Origin of the sequence: Bradyrhizobium sp. (assembly GCF_049798375.1) — a bacterium.
Classification (GTDB): domain Bacteria; phylum Pseudomonadota; class Alphaproteobacteria; order Rhizobiales; family Xanthobacteraceae; genus Bradyrhizobium.
In genome coordinates this window covers 1-16,990 of sequence record NZ_JBARGP010000058.1, presented here as the reverse complement: position 1 = coordinate 16,990, position 16,990 = coordinate 1, and the positions used below count along the sequence as shown (strand labels likewise).

Annotated in this window: 25 protein-coding genes and 1 pseudogene; 20 read left to right on the top strand and 6 right to left on the bottom strand. The window is 64.4% G+C overall.

Annotation, left to right across the window (positions count from 1 at the left end; all coding sequences use genetic code 11):
- Positions 1–495, bottom strand: a pseudogene (locus WA702_RS02320) (methyl-accepting chemotaxis protein); the annotation flags it as partial.
- A 224-nt stretch (positions 496–719) separates the two neighbouring features.
- Between WA702_RS02320 and WA702_RS02315 the strand changes: the two are divergent.
- From WA702_RS02315 to ybgC, 9 genes are all read left to right on the top strand, one after another.
- Positions 720–1,466, top strand: coding sequence for a YebC/PmpR family DNA-binding transcriptional regulator (locus tag WA702_RS02315; RefSeq protein WP_425108906.1), 747 nt, complete (start codon positions 720–722; stop codon positions 1,464–1,466).
- A gap of 74 nt (positions 1,467–1,540) precedes the next feature.
- Positions 1,541–2,068: a crossover junction endodeoxyribonuclease RuvC gene (ruvC, locus tag WA702_RS02310; protein ID WP_425108905.1), complete on the top strand. Its 528-nt coding sequence runs from the start codon at positions 1,541–1,543 to the stop codon at positions 2,066–2,068.
- Positions 2,065–2,682: a Holliday junction branch migration protein RuvA gene (ruvA, locus tag WA702_RS02305; RefSeq protein ID WP_425108904.1), complete on the top strand. Its 618-nt coding sequence runs from the start codon at positions 2,065–2,067 to the stop codon at positions 2,680–2,682. Before ruvC ends, ruvA begins: the two co-directional genes overlap by 4 nt.
- 43 nt (positions 2,683–2,725) lie before the next feature.
- Positions 2,726–3,145 carry a cytidine deaminase gene (locus WA702_RS02300; protein WP_425108903.1) on the top strand — a complete coding sequence of 140 codons (420 nt, stop codon included), beginning with the start codon at positions 2,726–2,728 and terminating at the stop codon, positions 3,143–3,145.
- Positions 3,142–4,200 carry a Holliday junction branch migration DNA helicase RuvB gene (gene ruvB / locus WA702_RS02295; RefSeq protein WP_425108902.1) on the top strand — a complete coding sequence of 353 codons (1,059 nt, stop codon included), beginning with the start codon at positions 3,142–3,144 and terminating at the stop codon, positions 4,198–4,200. Before WA702_RS02300 ends, ruvB begins: the two co-directional genes overlap by 4 nt.
- An 86-nt stretch (positions 4,201–4,286) precedes the next feature.
- Entirely contained in the window at positions 4,287–5,207 is a 921-nt protein-coding gene (locus WA702_RS02290; protein ID WP_425108901.1) for a metallophosphoesterase, read from the top strand.
- Positions 5,208–5,260: 53 nt separating this feature from the next.
- Positions 5,261–5,476: a hypothetical protein gene (locus WA702_RS02285; RefSeq protein WP_425108900.1), complete on the top strand. Its 216-nt coding sequence runs from the start codon at positions 5,261–5,263 to the stop codon at positions 5,474–5,476.
- An 8-nt stretch (positions 5,477–5,484) separates the two neighbouring features.
- A complete protein-coding gene (locus WA702_RS02280) occupies positions 5,485–5,775 on the top strand; it encodes a type II toxin-antitoxin system RelE/ParE family toxin (RefSeq protein WP_425108899.1) in 291 nt (96 codons plus the stop codon).
- Positions 5,772–6,212, top strand: coding sequence for a tol-pal system-associated acyl-CoA thioesterase (gene ybgC, locus WA702_RS02275; protein ID WP_425108898.1), 441 nt, complete (start codon positions 5,772–5,774; stop codon positions 6,210–6,212). The genes WA702_RS02280 and ybgC overlap by 4 nt, the downstream gene beginning before the upstream one ends.
- Before the next feature lie 6 nt (positions 6,213–6,218).
- Here ybgC and WA702_RS02270 read toward each other — a convergent pair whose 3' ends face one another.
- Positions 6,219–6,863: a glutathione binding-like protein gene (locus WA702_RS02270; RefSeq protein ID WP_425108897.1), complete on the bottom strand. Its 645-nt coding sequence runs from the start codon at positions 6,861–6,863 to the stop codon at positions 6,219–6,221.
- An 88-nt stretch (positions 6,864–6,951) separates the two neighbouring features.
- Between WA702_RS02270 and WA702_RS02265 the strand changes: the two genes are divergently transcribed.
- A complete protein-coding gene (locus tag WA702_RS02265) occupies positions 6,952–7,605 on the top strand; it encodes a TetR/AcrR family transcriptional regulator (protein WP_425108896.1) in 654 nt (217 codons plus the stop codon).
- A 43-nt stretch (positions 7,606–7,648) separates the two neighbouring features.
- Here the strand turns inward: WA702_RS02265 and WA702_RS02260 are convergent, their stop codons facing one another.
- Positions 7,649–8,614, bottom strand: a complete 966-nt coding sequence (locus WA702_RS02260; protein ID WP_425108895.1) for a 2-hydroxyacid dehydrogenase — start codon at positions 8,612–8,614, stop codon at positions 7,649–7,651.
- Between the two features lie 167 nt (positions 8,615–8,781).
- Between WA702_RS02260 and WA702_RS02255 the strand changes: the two genes are divergently transcribed.
- From WA702_RS02255 to WA702_RS02240, 4 genes are read left to right on the top strand one after another with little or no spacing between them, the layout of a single operon-like run.
- Positions 8,782–9,150, top strand: coding sequence for a YciI family protein (locus WA702_RS02255; RefSeq protein ID WP_425108894.1), 369 nt, complete (start codon positions 8,782–8,784; stop codon positions 9,148–9,150).
- A 1-nt stretch (position 9,151) separates the two neighbouring features.
- On the top strand, positions 9,152–10,450 hold the full coding sequence (locus tag WA702_RS02250; protein WP_425108893.1) for an RNA polymerase sigma factor: 1,299 nt from the start codon (positions 9,152–9,154) through the stop codon (positions 10,448–10,450).
- A gap of 14 nt (positions 10,451–10,464) precedes the next feature.
- Entirely contained in the window at positions 10,465–11,001 is a 537-nt protein-coding gene (locus WA702_RS02245) for an SRPBCC family protein (protein ID WP_425108892.1), read from the top strand.
- A gap of 45 nt (positions 11,002–11,046) precedes the next feature.
- Positions 11,047–11,457, top strand: a complete 411-nt coding sequence (locus WA702_RS02240) for a VOC family protein (protein WP_425108908.1) — start codon at positions 11,047–11,049, stop codon at positions 11,455–11,457.
- A gap of 28 nt (positions 11,458–11,485) precedes the next feature.
- Here WA702_RS02240 and WA702_RS02235 read toward each other — a convergent pair whose 3' ends face one another.
- Positions 11,486–11,932, bottom strand: coding sequence for a hypothetical protein (locus tag WA702_RS02235; protein WP_425108907.1), 447 nt, complete (start codon positions 11,930–11,932; stop codon positions 11,486–11,488).
- A 4-nt stretch (positions 11,933–11,936) separates the two neighbouring features.
- Positions 11,937–12,725, bottom strand: a complete 789-nt coding sequence (locus WA702_RS02230) for an SDR family NAD(P)-dependent oxidoreductase (protein ID WP_425108891.1) — start codon at positions 12,723–12,725, stop codon at positions 11,937–11,939.
- Positions 12,726–12,890: 165 nt separating this feature from the next.
- On the opposite strand from WA702_RS02230, the gene WA702_RS02225 reads away from it, so the two are divergent.
- The gene (locus WA702_RS02225) at positions 12,891–13,034 is read left to right on the top strand and encodes a hypothetical protein (protein WP_425108890.1); all 144 of its coding nucleotides are present in this window, start codon (positions 12,891–12,893) and stop codon (positions 13,032–13,034) included.
- Positions 13,035–13,057: 23 nt separating this feature from the next.
- Here the strand turns inward: WA702_RS02225 and WA702_RS02220 are convergent, their stop codons facing one another.
- On the bottom strand, positions 13,058–13,453 hold the full coding sequence (locus tag WA702_RS02220; RefSeq protein ID WP_425108889.1) for a response regulator: 396 nt from the start codon (positions 13,451–13,453) through the stop codon (positions 13,058–13,060).
- Between the two features lie 240 nt (positions 13,454–13,693).
- Here WA702_RS02220 and WA702_RS02215 point away from each other — a divergent pair, with 240 nt between their 5' ends.
- The 5 genes from WA702_RS02215 (at position 13,694) to WA702_RS02195 (ending at position 16,730) form a co-directional block, all read left to right on the top strand.
- The gene (locus WA702_RS02215) at positions 13,694–14,113 is read left to right on the top strand and encodes a CopG family transcriptional regulator (protein WP_425108888.1); all 420 of its coding nucleotides are present in this window, start codon (positions 13,694–13,696) and stop codon (positions 14,111–14,113) included.
- 4 nt (positions 14,114–14,117) lie between these two features.
- Positions 14,118–15,311: an alpha/beta hydrolase family esterase gene (locus WA702_RS02210; protein ID WP_425108887.1), complete on the top strand. Its 1,194-nt coding sequence runs from the start codon at positions 14,118–14,120 to the stop codon at positions 15,309–15,311.
- 80 nt (positions 15,312–15,391) lie between these two features.
- Positions 15,392–15,763, top strand: coding sequence for a nuclear transport factor 2 family protein (locus tag WA702_RS02205; protein WP_425108886.1), 372 nt, complete (start codon positions 15,392–15,394; stop codon positions 15,761–15,763).
- Positions 15,764–15,866: 103 nt separating this feature from the next.
- Positions 15,867–16,283 (top strand): YciI family protein, encoded by a 417-nt coding sequence (locus WA702_RS02200; RefSeq protein WP_425108885.1) that lies wholly within the window; start codon positions 15,867–15,869, stop codon positions 16,281–16,283.
- Positions 16,284–16,316: 33 nt separating this feature from the next.
- The gene (locus WA702_RS02195) at positions 16,317–16,730 is read left to right on the top strand and encodes a YciI family protein (protein WP_425108884.1); all 414 of its coding nucleotides are present in this window, start codon (positions 16,317–16,319) and stop codon (positions 16,728–16,730) included.
- Positions 16,731–16,990: the final 260 nt, after the last annotated feature.

The window sequence follows — 16,990 nt, the reverse complement described above, 5'->3', positions numbered from 1 at the left end:
GGCGAGGAGCGTGGTCTGGCGGGCAATCTGGGAGATCAGATTGACCACGTTGCCGATCGCGGCCGATGATTCGCGTAGGCGATCGACATTGGCCCGCGCCTCGTCGGCGGCCGCGCTTGCGGCGTCGGCAAGCTGGCCGGCATCGCGGACCTGGGCGCCGATGCCCTGGGCCGATTGCGTGACCTTGTCGGCTGCCTGCGCGAAGGTCGCGGCCGTCCCCTGAGCCGCGCTCGAGCGGCCGCTCAGAGCCTCAGTGCGCCGGCGGATGTCGGAGAGGGTGCCGGCGGTGCCCTCGGCACCGCTCGTGACCGAGTTGGCGGCGCGCTCGAGCTGACGGATCATGCCGCCGAGTTCGAGCTCCAGCAGGTCGAGGATGGCCTTGGCTGATTCGCCCTCCGTCGAGGGCGTCGGTTCCACAGGCGGTGAGGCGACCGGGGCCCTGGCCGTTGTCTTGGGTACGGGTGCAGTGCGCCTTCCGAACCAGGCGAACGCCATGGGGCTCTCCCGGAAAAATCAGATGCTTCACAATTGTCGGTTGAGGGCCGTATCCTTTCACCTTCTCATGAAGCCATGGTTAACAATTGGCTGCTGGCAAGCTCAGGCGGGAGTGCTTAAATACCTAAGATTGGACTATCTTTGATTTTGGATGAGCCCGGCCTATAACGCCGCGCCTCCCCGCTTACCCTTCGATCCTCACAGACCTTCAAGAGAAGCTTCGCATGGCCGGCCATTCCCAATTCAAGAACATCATGCATCGCAAGGGCCGGCAGGATGCGATGAAATCCAAGCTGTTCGGCAAGCTGGCGCGCGAAATCACCGTCGCAGCCAAGCTCGGCACGCCGGATCCGGCCATGAATCCCCGCCTGCGCGCCGCCGTGATTGCCGCGCGCGAGGAGAACATGCCGAAGGACAATATTGAGCGTGCCATCAAGAAGGCGCTCGGCGGCGAGGGCGATAATTATGATGAGATCCGCTACGAGGGGTATGGCCCGGGCGGCGTCGCCGTCATCGTCGAGGCGCTGACCGACAACCGCAACCGCGCCGCCTCCGACATCCGCTCCTTCTTCACCAAATCCGGTGGCAATCTCGGCGAAACCGGCTCGGTGTCCTTCATGTTCGATCGCACCGCGATCATCGAATATGACTCCAGCGTCGCGTCCGACGACGCCATGCTGGATGCTGCGATCGAGGCCGGCGCCGACGACGTGATCTCCAGCGAGAACGGCCATGAGGTCTATGCCTCCCCGGAGAACTTCCGCGAGGTCGCCAAGAATCTGGAAGCGAAGTTCGGCGAGCCGCGCAAGGCGGCGCTGACCTGGAAGCCGCAGAACACTGTGGCGGTCGACGACGAGACCGGCGAGAAGCTCTTGAAGCTGATGGACCTCCTGAACGATCACGACGACGTGCAGAACGTGTTCGCCAATTTCGAGATCTCTGACGCGCTCATGGCCAAGATGGGCGGTTAATGGGCTGTTGACCACGCCCGGCGGCTGTTCTGTTTATGTTTCCCCGCAGGCCGGCCGAAGGCTATCACTTGGGCATGACCTCGCAGGCGATTCGCATCCCAGTCCGCATCATCGGGATCGATCCCGGCCTCCGCCGTACCGGCTGGGGCGTGATCGAGAGCGAGGGCAACCGGCTGATCTTTGTCGGCTGCGGCTCGGTCGAGCCACCGGACGACCTGCCAATGGCGAGCCGGCTGCGCGCGATCCATGAAGGTCTCGCCGCCGTGCTCGGCGAGTTCAGGCCGATGGAAGCCGCTGTCGAGCAGACCTTCGTCAACAAGGACGGCGCCGCCACCCTGAAGCTCGGCCAGGCCCGGGGCGTCGCCATGCTGGCGCCTGCGATCTTTGGTATCGACGTGGCCGAATATGCGCCGAACCAGGTCAAGAAGACCGTGGTCGGGGCCGGACACGCCGATAAGAACCAGATCGCGGTGATGCTGAAGATCCTGCTGCCCAAGGCCGAGCCGCGTTCCGCCGATGCCGCCGACGCGCTCGCGATCGCGATCACGCACGCCCATCACCGTCAGGGCCAGGCGCTGCGGATGAAGGTGGCCTCCTTATGATCGGCAAGCTCAAGGGTCTGATCGACTCCTACGCCGAGGACTTCGTGATCCTTGACGTCGGCGGTGTCGGTTACCAAGTGCATTGCTCCGCGCGCACCCTGCAGGCGCTGCCGAAGCCCGGCGAGGCTGCGATGTTGTCGATCGAGACCTATGTGCGCGAGGACCAGATCAAGCTGTTCGGCTTCCGCAGCGACGTCGAGCGCGAATGGTTTCGCTTGTTGCAGACCGTGCAGGGCGTCGGCGCCAAAGTCGCGCTCGCCGTGCTCGGCACGTTGCCGCCATCGGACCTCGCCAATGCGATCGCATTGCGCGACAAGGTCTCGGTGGCGCGCACGCCGGGCGTCGGGCCGAAGGTCGCCGAGCGCATCGTCACCGAGCTGAAGGACAAGGCGCCGCACTTCGCCGATGTGGATCCGGCCGTGGTCAGCCTGTCGGGTGCGATCGACGAGGCGCGCGCGCCGAAGCCGGTCACGGACGCGATCTCGGCGCTGGTCAATCTCGGCTATGGCCAGCCCCAGGCGGCGGCAGCGATTGCCGCGGCGACCCGCAGCGCGGGCGACAAGGCCGAGACCGCGCAACTGATCCGGCTCGGCCTCAAGGAGCTGGCGAAGTAGGTTATCGCCGGCGCGGTGCAAATTAGAAGGAACTGTAGTTGCCATGGTGAGCAAGGCCGACCAGGAACTGATCGATGCCGCGACCTCCGCCATCTCCGATCGCTATCGCAATGATTGGCAGGAGGTTGGCGCCGCGATGCGCACCCGCGACGGCCGGATCATCACAGGTGTCAATATCGACGCCTATCTCGGCCGCATTGCGGTCTGCGCCGAGGCCATCGCGATCGGACGGGCCATCACCGAACATGGCGATCACGGCATCGAGACCATGGTCGCGGTGCGGCACCCGAAGCCTGGTGAGCCCGGCAAGATCGCCGTGGTCTCGCCCTGCGGCATCTGCCGCGAGCTGATCCACGATTACGATGCCAAGGCGAAGGTGATCGTGCCCGACAACGGGCAACCACCGAAGGTCGTGACCATCGGGGAGCTGCTGCCGAACAAATACAGGCGCGGCGGCGAATGAAGCAGCCTGCGCCCAACCGCATGGTCAGCCCGGAGCGCCGCGGCGACGACGTCGGCGACACCGCCCTGCGCCCGCAGCAGCTCGCCGATTTCGTCGGCCAGCAGCAAGCGCGCGCCAACCTCTCGATCTTCATCGAAGCGGCCCGCAAGCGCGGCGAGGCGCTCGACCACGTGTTGTTCGTCGGCCCTCCGGGATTGGGCAAGACCACGCTGGCGCAGATCGTGGCGCGCGAGCTCGGCGTCGGCTTCCGCGCCACCTCGGGGCCCGTGATCGCCAAGGCCGGCGACCTCGCCGCGCTGCTGACCAATTTGGAAGAGCGCGACGTGCTGTTCATCGACGAGATCCATCGGCTCAGCCCGGCGGTCGAGGAGGTGCTCTATCCGGCGATGGAGGATTTCCAGCTCGATCTGATCATCGGCGAAGGCCCGGCGGCGCGCTCGGTCAAGATCGACCTGTCGAAGTTCACGCTGGTCGGCGCCACTACGCGCGCAGGGCTATTGACCAATCCGTTGCGCGATCGTTTCGGCATTCCGATCCGGCTCAATTTCTACACCATCGAGGAACTGGAGAAGATCGTCACCCGCGGCGCCCGGGTGCTGGAGGTCGGCATGACGGCCGACGGTGCCAACGAGATCGCGCGTCGTGCCCGCGGCACGCCGCGCATCGCCGGTCGTCTGCTCCGTCGCGTGCGCGATTTCGCCTCCGCCGCCGACTCTGAGGCGATCGATCGCGCCATCGCCGATCACGCGCTGAGCGCGCTCGAGGTCGATGCGGCCGGGCTCGACGCGATGGACCGGCGTTACCTTTCGACCATCGCGCTGAATTATGGCGGCGGCCCGGTCGGCGTTGAGACGATGGCAGCGGCGCTGTCCGAACCGCGCGATGCCATCGAGGACATCATCGAGCCTTATCTCATTCAATGCGGCTACCTGCAGCGCACGCCGCGCGGCCGTCTCTTGACCTCGCATGCCTTCCGTCACCTCGGAATGGCCGAGCCGACGCGCGACCCGGCTGCACAGTTCGGCCTGTTCGGCGACAGCACGGATGATGAGTAAAGCCTGCTGACAATCTGCACCGCCCGAACCCAAAGCGGCTGCAATCCAGCCCTATGACCGGCATGCAGCAGAGGTTTTGAACGTTCATGTTGTCCCGCCGTCGCTTTATCCAACTCTCCACCGGTGCTGCCGCCATCGGGCTGTCCACGGCCAGCTATGGCGTTGGCATCGAGCCGCTACTGCGGCTGCGCGTCGCCGACTATCAAGTGCACCCGCAGCGCTGGCCCGCCGGCCTGACATTGAAGATCGCCGCGATCGCTGACGTCCATGCCTGTCATCCGTGGATGTCACTTGCCCATATCGAGACCATTGTTGCGCACACCAATGCGCTCCAGCCCGACATCATCGTCATGCTCGGCGACTACGTGGCCGGCCATCGTTATCTCATCGGTCGCATCGAGGCGCCCGAATGGGCCGCGGTACTGGCCGGGCTGAAGGCGCCGCTCGGCGTGCATGCCATTCTCGGCAACCATGATTATTGGGATGATCACAGCGTGCAGCGCGCCGGTCATGGCGCGCCTGCGGCCCGGCGTGCGTTGGAGGCGGTCGGCATTCCGGTTTACGAAAATGTTGCGGTGCGCCTCAGCAAGGACGGGCAGCCGTTCTGGCTGGCCGGGCTTGGCGATCAACTGGCCTACTGGCCGGCGCGACGCTTTCGGCCGGTCCCGCGCATCGGCGTCGACGATCTCAAGGCGACGCTTGCGAAGGTGACCGATGATGCGCCGGTCATCCTGCTCGCGCATGAGCCGGACGTGGCGATGCGCGTGCCGTCGCGGGTCGCGCAGCAGCTCTCCGGCCACACCCATGGCGGTCAGGTTAGGCTGCTCGGCTGGTCGCCGGTCGTGCCGTCCCGCTACGGCAATAAGTTTGCTTATGGTCATGCGCGCACCGCCTGCGACGTCATTGTCTCCGGCGGCCTCGGCTGCAGCATCGTGCCGGTGCGGATCGGCGTGCCGCCCGAGATCGTGCAGGTCACGGTCAGCGCGGCGCTGGCGGTGATGTCGTAAATTGGCCGCCGTGCAATCTGTGCATTTCGATTTGATCGTGGTACCATCTGGCCATGAGCTCAGCCGTTGATAAGGCCGTTGCGGCCCTGGAAATGCTTCCGGAAGATATGCAGGAGTCTGCTGCCGATTATTTGCTGATGCAGGCGAGAAAGTTTCGCGCTCTCAAGTCCGCAGTTGGCGAAGGCCTGGCAGATGTTGAAGCCGGCCGCACGGTGCCGTGGGACCTGGAAGAGTTTCTGGCGCAGGCGCGCCAGGAGACGAAGCCATAGGGGCGCTCTTGGAGATCGAGGTTGCTTTCCGTGCCCGTGATGATCTTCGGGGCATTTATGGATACCTCGTCGAAAGAAGTCCCGGCGCAGCAGATCGGCTCTTGACCCGCTTTTCCGAATGCTTCGAAGAGTTACGTCGCTTCCCGATGCTAGGACGAGACCGAAGCGAATTAGGAGCCTCCTTGCGTGGGCTGTTGGTCGAGAATTACGTGGTATTCTATTTGGTGGAGGCTGAGCGCGTTGTGATTGGCCGTGTTCTCGATGGCCGCATGGACATGGATCGGGAAATGTCCCAATGACATCCCATCTCGACGGTGAGATCCGCGATGGTCGCCATCACATGCAGGCCCGCGTCTATTTCGAGGACACCGATGCGGGGCGCATCGTCTACCACGCCAATTATCTGCGCTTCATGGAGCGCGGGCGGACGAACTTCCTTCGCCTGCTTGGCACCCAGCAGCGCGGGCTGATAGAGGAAACCGAGGGCGAAACGCCCGGATTTGCGTTCGTCGTCCGCGCGATGCAGCTCGATTTTTTCAAGCCGGCCTATCTCGACGATGTGCTCGACATCATCACGACGACGCAGGAGGTGAAGGGCGCCTCGATCACATTGCTGCAACAATGCAAGCGAGGCGATGATCTCCTGGTGGAGGCGAGCGTGCGTGTGGCCTTCATCTCGGGCGGCAAGGCGCAACGCATTCCCAGGGCGTTGCGCCTTGCGATGGGCGGGGCTTAAGGCAGATCAGGCCGCCGCTTTGTGGCGCGCGAGTTCGGCCTTGTAGAGCTCGAACTCCTCGGCGACGGCCCTTGCAACCGCGGGCCGCGTCCTCAGGCGCTCATGATAGGCCTTCACGACAGGCCATTTCGCCAGCTCTACCGGCGGCGTCGCCATGGTCCAGTTGATGACCGTGACCAGATAGGCGTCGGCGACGCTGAAATGGTCGAGCAGATAGTCCCGGCCCTTCAGGTAGGTCTCCAGATAGTCGAGCCGCGACAGGTTCTTCTTCAGCACATGTGCCTTCATCTCCTCCGGCGCCGTCTTGTCGAGGATCGGGATGAACAGGCCCTTGTGCAGCTCGGTGCCGATGAAGCAGAGCCATTGATGCAGCCGGCTGCGGTCGATGCCGGGGCTGGTGCCGAGATCGGCCTGCGGGAAATGATCGGCGACATATTGCAGGATGGCGGCGTTCTCGGTCAGCACCTGGCCGTCATCGGTGCGCAAGGTCGGCACCAGGCCGAGCGGATTGACGGCACGAAAGTCGGAGCCGTCACGCAGCACGGTCTTGGTCTTCGGATCGACCTCGAGAAAGTTGGCTTCGGCGCCGGCTTCGTAAAGCGCGATGCGGGTCGCGAGCGAACAGGCCATCGGCGAGAAATACAGATCCATGGACGCCTCCTGAGTGCTCCCTAAGGAGCATTGTTGATTTTCATACTGTTTCGCATAATATAAACGACGTCAAGGAATTTAATGCGATATGGTACAAAAAAAGAAAGGCGATGGCACACCGCCGCCGGAAGCGCCCGCTGAACCCAAGCGCCGCGGGCGGCCGCGCGCTTATGAGCCGGACGTGGCACTCGGCAAGGCGCTCGACCTGTTTCGCCAGGGCGGCTTTGCCGCGACCTCGCTCGACGATCTCTCGGCTGCGACCGGCATGAACCGGCCGAGCCTCTATGGCGCGTTCGGCGACAAGCGCGAGCTCTACATCAGGAGCTATCAGCGCTATCGCGACGAGGCGCGTGCCGCGATGGCCGATATCTTCCGCGGTGATGCATCTGTGCGGCGGCAGCTCGAGCGCATCTTCGCCACCGCGCTCGATATCTATCTGTCGGGTGAGGATGGTCCGCGCGGCTGCTTCACGGTGATGACCGCGGGCTCCGAAGCGGTCCAGGACGGCGACATCCGCGCCATGGTGCAGGATGCGTTGCGCGAGCTCGACAAGGCGTTCGCCTTCTGCTTCCGCCGCGCCAAGGACGCCGGCGAGCTGCCCGCGAGCGCCGATCCGGTCGTGCTTGCGCAGCTGGCGTCGGCTACCATCCATACGATTGCGATCCGTGCCCGCGCGCACGCGCCGCGTGGGGAGTTGGAGGCGATCGTCAAGGGCGCGCTCGACGTGATGCTGAGGAAATGAGCGACGAAACAAGTCCGTCGTCCCGAACGCCGGGACGAAGATATTAGTAACCCTTCTTGCGATCGACCATGTTCTCCAGTGCGCCGTCCTGCTCGAAGCGCGCGATCTGCGCGCCGACATAGCGCGAGATGGCGTCGGCATCGGTGTCGGCGGCGTTGTGCGGCGTCAGCACCACCTTCGGATGGGTCCAGAAGCGGCTGTCGGCCGGCAGCGGCTCGTGGCCGAACACGTCGAGCGAGACGGCCCCGAGGGTGCCGTCATCGAGGCAGGCGAGAATATCCGCCTCGTTCTGCAGGCCGCCGCGGCCGGCATTGATCATGACCGGCGCGCCGAGCGGGCTGGTGCGATTGAGCTTCGTGAACACGTTGCGGTTCAGGATCTGCCTGGTGTCCGCCGTCAGCGGCAGCAGCGAGACCAGGATGTCGGTCCGCTGCAGGAACGCGTCGAGCTGCGCCGCGCCATGGAAACATTCGACGCCGTCGATCTGCTTCGCGCTGCGGCTCCAGCCGGCGACGCGGAAGCCGAGGCGCTTCAGTACATCGGCCGCGTCAGTGCCGAGCGTGCCCAACCCCATGATGCCGACCCCGATCGCGGCCGCCGGCCATTGGTATTTCGGCGCCCAGCGTTTGTCACGCTGCGACTGCCGCAGATAGAGCTCCTGACGATGATGCATCAGCACGTGCAGCACGACATATTCGGTCATGCGCGCGGTTAAATCATCGACCGCGACGCGCACCAGTGGCACGTCGGGCAGGGTCTTGTCGGCCATCAGCGCGTCGACGCCGGCGCCGAGATTGAAGATCACCCGCAGGTTCGGAAAGCCCGCCAGTTCGCCCGGCACCGGCTTCCACACCGCGGCGTAATGCACCTCTGCGGGGTCGAGCGCGGCATCCGGCAGCAGCACGACGGGGCGGTCGCCGCAAGCCTCGGTAAACCGCGCCTGCCAGCGCTGCGGCGACCAATTGTCGGTGCCGCCATGGATCAGCAGCGCCAGCACGCCTTTGTTCATCGTGATCTTCCTCGCATCAGGTGACCGGCATCCCATAGCAGATCGGGCGCTGCGTCCAACCGCCGCGCGGCGCCGAGGCGCCGGAGGGAACCGGCCAAATTTTCTTCGCCGCGTTGTCGGCTGCAGGCATACTCCTTCGTCTTAAGGTCAGATGGAGATGGTTTCCGATGCTGTATGCCCTGCTGTGCTATCATGATGAGGATTTCGTCTGCTCCTGGAGCAAGGAGCAGGACGCCGCCGTCATGGCCAAGCTTGCCGTGGTGCAGGAGAAGCTCGTGAAACAGGGCCGGCTCGGCCCGGTGGCGCGGCTGCTGCCGACCACGGCGGCGACCACGCTGCGCAAGGACGATCCGCCGCTGGTGATCGACGGGCCCTACGCCGAGACCAAGGAGCAGCTGCTCGGCTTCTATATCGTCGACTGCGAGAATCTCGATGCGGCGCTTGAGGTGGCGCGCGATCTCGGCGCGGCCAATCCCGGCGGCTCCTATGAGATCCGTCCGGTCGGCGTATTCACTCCCAACGCGCGGGTCAGTTGACATGACCGACACCGCCTGGATCGATGCGGCATTGACCTCGGCGCGTCCCCAGGCCATCGGCGCGCTGTTGCGCTATTTCCGCGATCTCGACACCGCCGAGGAGGCGTTTCAGAACGCCTGCCTGCGGGCGTTGAAGAGCTGGCCGCAGAACGGGCCGCCGCGCGACCCTGCCGCCTGGCTGATCATGGTCGGGCGCAATGCCGCGATCGACGAGGTCAGGCGCAACCGCAAGCAGGAGCCGCTGCCTGATGATGAGGCGATCTCGGACCTCGACGATGCCGAGGACGAGGTTGCCGAGCGGCTCGACGGCTCGCATTATCGCGACGACATCCTGCGGCTCTTGTTCATCTGCTGCCACAAGGAGCTGCCGGCGACGCAGCAGATCGCGCTCGCCTTGCGCGTCGTCTCGGGCCTCACGGTGAAGCAGATCGCACGCGCCTTCCTGGTCGGCGAGGCCGCGATGGAGCAGCGCATCACCCGCGCCAAAGCGCGCGTGGCGCAGGCCAGCGTGCCGTTCGAGACGCCCGGCGCGGTCGAGCGCAGCGAACGGCTGACGGCGGTCGCCGCCATGATCTATCTGATCTTCAACGAGGGCTATTCGGCCAGCGGAGAGACCGCCGATCTGCGCATGCCACTGTCCGAGGAGGCGATTCGGCTGGCGCGGCTGCTGCTACGGCTGTTTCCGGGCGAGCCGGAAATCATGGGGCTGACGGCGCTGCTGCTGTTGCAGCATGCACGCAGTTCGGCGCGCTACGATGCGGATGGCGCGCTGATCCTGCTGGAGGACCAGGACCGCTCGCTCTGGAAACCGACCCTGATCGCGGAGGGCCTAGCGCTGATCGACAAGGCGATGCGGCACCGGCGCAGCGGTCCCTACCAGATCCAGGCAGCGATCGCGGCGCTGCACGCGCGCGCAGCGACGCCCGACGACACTGACTGGACCCAGATCGACCTGCTCTATGGCGCGCTTGAAGTGGTGCAGCCGTCGCCGGTGGTGACGCTCAATCGCGCGGTCGCGGTGTCGAAGGCACGTGGGCCGGCCGCAGCGCTCGACATGATCGAGCCGCTTGCGAACCGGCTGTCGAACTACTTCTATTTCTTCGGCGTGCGCGGCGCGCTGTTGATGCAGCTCGATCGCCATGAAGAGGCGCGTATCGCTTTCGACCGTGCCATTGCGCTCGCCCACAGCTCGACCGAGGCGGCTCATATCCGGATGCAGATCGACCGGCTCAAGCGCGACAGTGCCAAAGAGAGCGCAAATGACGGCGCCGGGATGCACGGCGCACCGCAACGTTCGTAAGTGGGGAGAGTGTGATGTCGACGGTCCTGATCATTATTGCGGTGCTGCTCGCGGTCGCAATCGCAGTGGCGCTGATGGCCGCAAGCGCCAAGCCGGATAGGTTCCGCGTGCAGCGCTCTGCGGTCATCGCGGCCGCGCCTGAGACGATCTTTCCGCTGATTGCCGACTTCCACCAATGGCGTGGCTGGTCGCCATGGGAACACCGGGACCCCGCGATGAAGCGGACTTTCGAAGGACCGCGTAGCGGTGTCGCCGCAATCTATGCCTGGGACGGCAACCGCAATGTCGGAGCAGGGCGGATGGAGATCATCGAGGTCACGGTGCCGTCGAAGATCATGATCAAGCTCGATTTCATCAAGCCATTCAAAGGGCACAATGTCGCCGAGTTCACGCTGCGGCCGCTGACATCGTCGACCGAGATCGTCTGGACCATGCACGGTCCCGCGCCGTTCCTGTCGAAGGTCATGCAACTCGTCATGAATATGGACAAGATGATCGGTAAGGATTTCGAAGCTGGCCTCTCCGGCCTGAAGCGCTTGGCTGAGGCGTGAGCGCTGGCGCCCGCTCGGATCATGAAGTTCACCAAGGAGAAGACGATGATCAGCCCCTATCTGATGTTCAACAGCAACTGCGAGGAAGCGCTCAATCACTATGTTGCGGTGCTCGGCGCCAAGATCGACATGATGATGCGCAATTCCGATGCGCCGCCAGAAATGCCCTATCCGCCGGAACGCAAGGACAAGGTCATGCACGCCCGCATCTCGATCGGCGGCGATGTGCTGATGGCCTCAGATGCGCCGCCGGAACACTTCCAGAAACCCCAGGGCTTTTCCGTTTCCATTCAGATCGCCGATGTCGCCGAAGCAGAGCGTAAATTCGCGGCTCTGCTCGACGGCGGCAGCGTGATGATGCCGTTTGGCAAGACGTTCTGGTCGAAAGGGTTCGGCATGGGTGTCGACAAGTTCGGCATCCCCTGGATGATCAACGTGCCGGCCGAGGGCTTTTGAGCGCGCGATCACTTTTCCGGGTCATGCGTTAGCGGCACGACGGGTAGATCGCCTTGAGCTCACGCCCGCGTAAGAGGAGCAGCCGCGACGTCAAGCCGCCGCGGCGCTCGATCCAGGCCCTGACCGGGTCGGGATAGGCGCGCAGCACCAGCTTCGATGCCTCGGGCTCGGCATAGAAGCGACCGCGGCGGTCGACCGAGCGGGCGGCGTGGAAGCCGAGCACGGCGCGCTTGGTGACGCAGATGCGGTCTTCCGGAACGACGTCCAAAACCAGCGTGCAGGCCGACAGACAAGGGCCGTCGATCACGACCCGCTCGCCGGAGGCGCGGACCTTCTCGAACAGTTTGAGGAACGATCCGACCTCGCCGCCGGGTGAGGCGAGAATGCGAATGTCGGCGCGGGCCAGCATGGTGGCGATGGCCCAGAGTGCCAGCGCGAGAAAGAGCGTCAGGATGATCCGCGTCCAACTCACGATCAACTCATCCTTTGCGTGGTTCACCGCGCAGGGTCGGCAGGCCGATGCCGGCCGCATCGAAGCCGCCGTCGACGGCCAGCACCTGCCCGGTAATGTAGCTGGAGCGGTCGCAGCTCAAGAAGAAGATGGCTTCCGCCAATTCGTCTTCAAGCCCGTAACGATTGAGCGGAATCGCATCGTGATAGTCGGCGCGGATCGCGGGCGTGTGCACCTCCTTCGCCATTGCGGTTTCGACCGGTCCGGGCGCCACCGCGTTGACGCGGATGCCGGCCGAGGCCAGCTCGACCGCGAGCTGCTTGGTGAGATGGGCGAGGCCCGCTTTGCTGGTGCCGTAGGCCGAGCGCAGGGTCGAGGCGCGCACGGCGGAGATCGAGGTAATGTTGACGATCGCGCCGCCGCCATGCGCCCGCATCAGCGGCACCGCTGCCTTGGTACAAAGGAACGGGCCGGTCAAATTGACCGCGAGAATCCGGTCCCAGTCCTCGTTCGTCGTGTCTAGCAACGGCGCGAAGGTCGCCACGCCGGCGTTGTTGACCAGCGCATCGAGCCGGCCGAAGCGATCGGCCACCGCATGGATCGCATCATGCACCGCCTGCGCGTCCGAGACGTCACAACAGAGCGGCAGCGCATCGTCCGGCTGGGCGAGCCCAGCAACCGCGTCCCGCAGCAGCTCGTCCTCGATATCCAGCAACGCGACGCGCCAGCCTTCGGCCAGGAAACGCTTCGCAGTGGCAAGCCCGATCCCGCGCGCGGCGCCGGTTACGAGGACGACTTTTTCAGAACGCGAGGTCATCAAGGGGACTTTCACTCCACTATCACAGGGCTTTTCGTGCAACCTTTCTTACCACATGTGCTGGTGGCTTGCGCGCGTCAGCGGTCTCGCGGCGCATTCCGCGCCCGAGCTGTTGAAGCAGATCGCCCCCGAATTCGGCTGTTCGACGCCGCCATGGATGTCCGCATGACAGCCAAATCGCGCGATGTTGCACCATCGTGTCCTGGCATGAATAGGAGCGGCAATATTGGCCTGAAGGAAATCGAGCGCCTTATTCAGAAGCTGAAATCGACAAGGCAAGAGGCCAAAATTACCGCCCTCGCCATATGAAGAGGCCGCCCACCGCGGCGGCCTTATTCATGCGCCGCTGGCGGAACTTGATTGAGCAACTGAGAGACCGCCGTAACGATCTGCGCTGGTGCGAACGGCTTTGTTAAGAGCAGGCTGTTCGGGACGCCTTGTGAAGTCCATTGCTCGGCTGAGGCGCCGCTCATGTAGATCACGGGAATCTCGGGGTGAAGCTCTCTCGCCCGTCTCGCAACGTCCCAGCCGGTCAGTCCGCCGGACAAGTTGATATCTGTTATGAGCGCGCGATATTCCTCACGGCGGCCTTGGAGGAGAGTAACGGCCTCCTCGCCAGAGGAAATGATTTCCGACTTGAAGCCGCCTTCTGAAAGAGCGTCTTCGATCAAGCCCTGAATCGAGGCTTCGTCTTCGACGACAAGAACCACCAACAACTCGTTTTGCACGACTCGATTCCCCACTGCCGCGACCAAACGGCAGGAGCTTAAGTACAAAATTGTACATAAGTTCCCGAGGCGAATAGCCACATTCGGCGGCGAGACCGAGCGACGAATTGGGCAAAGGCGGCCTGCATTCCGGCCACTTGCCGGGGTGCGCTCTTGAACGGGGGCGCTCTTGAATGCTCGAACGCCAGCTCCATATTCCATCCATGTGCCATCCATACAGATGGCATATGGATGGTCCCTATGACGAATAACGTACGCGAGCTACGGCCCAAGGTTCCGGAAACCGAGAAGATCACCGTCAATCTCGGCTATGTCGATCTCGGTCAGGTCGATCTGCTGGTGCAGGAGGGGTTTTACTCCAACCGCGCTGACTTCATCCGCACCGCGATCCGCAACCAGCTCGAACGGCATGCGGACGTCGTCAAGCAGTCGACAGTCCGCAACAGTCTGGACCTGGGCTTGCGACATTACAGCCGTGGGGATCTCGAGGCGGCGCAGCGCGCCGGCCAGATGCTGCAGATCAATGTGCTGGGCCTTGCGACCATCGCCACGGACGTCACGCCCGAGCTGGCCCGCGCCACCATCGCCTCGGTCTCGGTGCTGGGTGCCTTGCATGCCACGCCCGCGGTCAAGGCCGCGCTCGCCGACAGAATGAGGTGACGCAATGCTGAATCAAGACATCATGCGCGAAGCCTCGCGGCTGACACGATCAGGCCAGTTGGTCGAGGCCACCGCGCTGCTGCAGCGCATGCTGCGCGGCGCGACAGCGCCGGCTGCTAAATCTGGCGGTGCCGCCGTCATCACGCCGGCAAGGCTGGAGCCGCCGACAATCGATGTGAAGGCGACGCGCGTCGCCGAGCGCGAGCGTCACCCCGCACAGGCCATGCCCACGCAAGCGACGCCCGCTCAGGCGCACAAGCCGCCACGCGCCTTCATCGATGCGATCCCGGGCCTCGGCCTGCGAGGTCCGATCGGGCGCGCGCCGGCGATGCGGGACATCGCGCCGGAAGGGACGCAGTTCGTCGCAGGCAATTTTGCCAATGCGGCGGGGCGCCGGAGCTACAAGCTGTTCAGCCCGAGCCGGGCTGAGGACAAACCTCTGCCGCTGGTCGTCATGCTGCACGGCTGCACCCAGTCGCCGGACGATTTCGCGGCCGGCACCCGGATGAATTTTCTGGCCGAGGAGCAGAGCTGCTTCGTGGTCTATCCCGAACAGCCCAGCGGAGCCAATCAGGCGAAATGCTGGAACTGGTTTCGCGCCGGCGACCAGCAGCGGGGCGGCGGCGAACCGTCGCTGATCGCGGGCATCACCCGCCAAATCATGCGGGAGCACGCGATCGATCCAAAGCGCGTCTATGTCTGCGGCCTGTCGGCCGGCGGCGCGGCTGCCGCCATCATGGCCGCGACGTACCCCGATTTGTACGCTGCTGCCGGGATCCATTCCGGCCTGGCCTGCGGGGCCGCGCGCGATCTTCCGTCCGCGCTGCTCGCCATGCGTCAAGGCGGCAAGGCCGACAGTACGGTGGATGGCAGACCGGCTGTGCCGACCATCGTCTTCCATGGCGATCGCGACACCACGGTGCATCCCGACAATAGCGATCGCATCGTCGCGCAATCGACCGGAGCCACGCGCCACACATCGTCTGTCGTTCGCGGGCGGATGCCGGGCGGGCATGCCTATACGAGGACGATTTTGTGCGACCCGAGCGGGCAGGTGACATCAGAGCACTGGGCCATCCACGGCGCCGGTCATGCCTGGTCGGGCGGCAGTCCCGCCGGCTCCTACACCGATCCCCGAGGGCCGGACGCGACGCGGGAGATGTTGCGGTTCTTTCTCGTGCATTCACGCGGGAGCTAGATTGTGGTGTGCTACCGGGACTTTTCCATGCCGATGAGGCCGAGCCGCATCGGCAGCTCTTCCCGAAGCAGGAGAGACAGATGGGACACAAAGCCGATGCCGTCCGCGCATTGTTCGCGGCCTATCTCGCCAATGACCGTCAAACTGTGGACGACATGCTGACGGAGGATTTCCGCTTCACAAGCCCCTATGACGATGCGATCGACAAAACGACCTACTTCGCGCGCTGCTGGCGCGGCAGCGACTGGATCGCGCGTCACGACCTCGAACGCATTTGTGTCGACGGTGACGTCGCCTTCGTGACCTATCGATGCGTCGCCAAGGACGGCAAGAGCTTCCGCAACACGGAGGTTATCGTCTTTGCAGGTGACCGCATCAGCCGCATCGACGTTTATTTCGGCGCGACCTATCGGGACGGCGCGTTCGTGCGCGCCCGGGGCGACGAGGCCTGAGCCGCACCCGGCCCAAAAAATTTTCGGACAGCCATGTCGGCCGCGTCAAGATCCGTTCGTCTTTCAGGCACGCCCCCCTCTGGGAGCAGATGGAGCTTTGAGGATGCGGTTCATGGTGATCGTGAAGGCCACGACGGATACCGAAAACGGTGTGATGCCCGATACCGGGATGCTGACGGCCATGGGTAAGTTCAATGCCGAACTGGTCGAGGCCGGCATGATGGAAGCGGGCGAGGGCTTGCATCCGAGCGCAAAAGGCGCCCGGCTCGACTATACGGGCGGTGCGGCCGCCGTGACGCGCGGTCCGTTCACGCCGGTCCCCGACCTCGTCGCCGGCTTCTGGCTGATCAAGGCCGGATCGCTGGACGAAGTGATCGCCCGGATGACGCGCGCGCCGTTCGGCGCCGGGGCGCAGATCGAAATCCGCCAGGTGTTCGCCCCGGAGGACTTTGGCGAGGCATTGACGCCTGAGCTGCGCGCGCAGGAGGAACGCCTGCGTGCCAAGGCCGCCAAGCACTGATTTTCAACGAACTTTCAGACCAGGAGCAATGCGATGCGATTCATGATGCTGATGATCCCCCTCGGCTATGAGAGTGCGGCGCCCGGCACCCAGCCCGACCCGGAACGCGTGGCGGCAATGATGCGCTACAACGAAGCGCTCAAGGAAGCCGGCGTGCTGATCACCTTGGATGGGCTGCATCCGCCGTCATCGGGCGCACGGGTCTCGTTCGCCGGCGGCAAGCCAGTCGTGACCGACGGACCGTTCACCGAATCCAAGGAAGTGCTCGGCGGCTACTGGATGATCGACGTCGCCTCGCGCGACGAGGCGATCGGCTGGGCCAGGAAGTGCCCGGCCTCCGACAACGAGATCATCGAGATCCGCCAGGTGCAGGAGATGGCGGATTTCTGCGAGGAAGTGCGCGAGGCCGCAGCTGGTTTCGCCGAGCTACAGGCTGGGCGGCGCTGATCTCTGAGTTCGGTGGAGTTACAAACCGACCCCCTTTCAGTTGGCGTGCACGTATCTCGCCGCGCGCCCACTGCAACCTCGCCCCGCTCTTGTCCGCCATAGCTCGCAGCGCGACGGCGGATGCGGGGAGAGGTCCGATTGCATCGTCAGATGCAATCCGGTGAAGGGGGCAGGTCTAACAACTAACATAAGCGCAAGCGGCTGCCCCTCACCCCAACCCTCTCCCCGCAAGAACGGGGAGAGGGGACGCAGTGCCGACT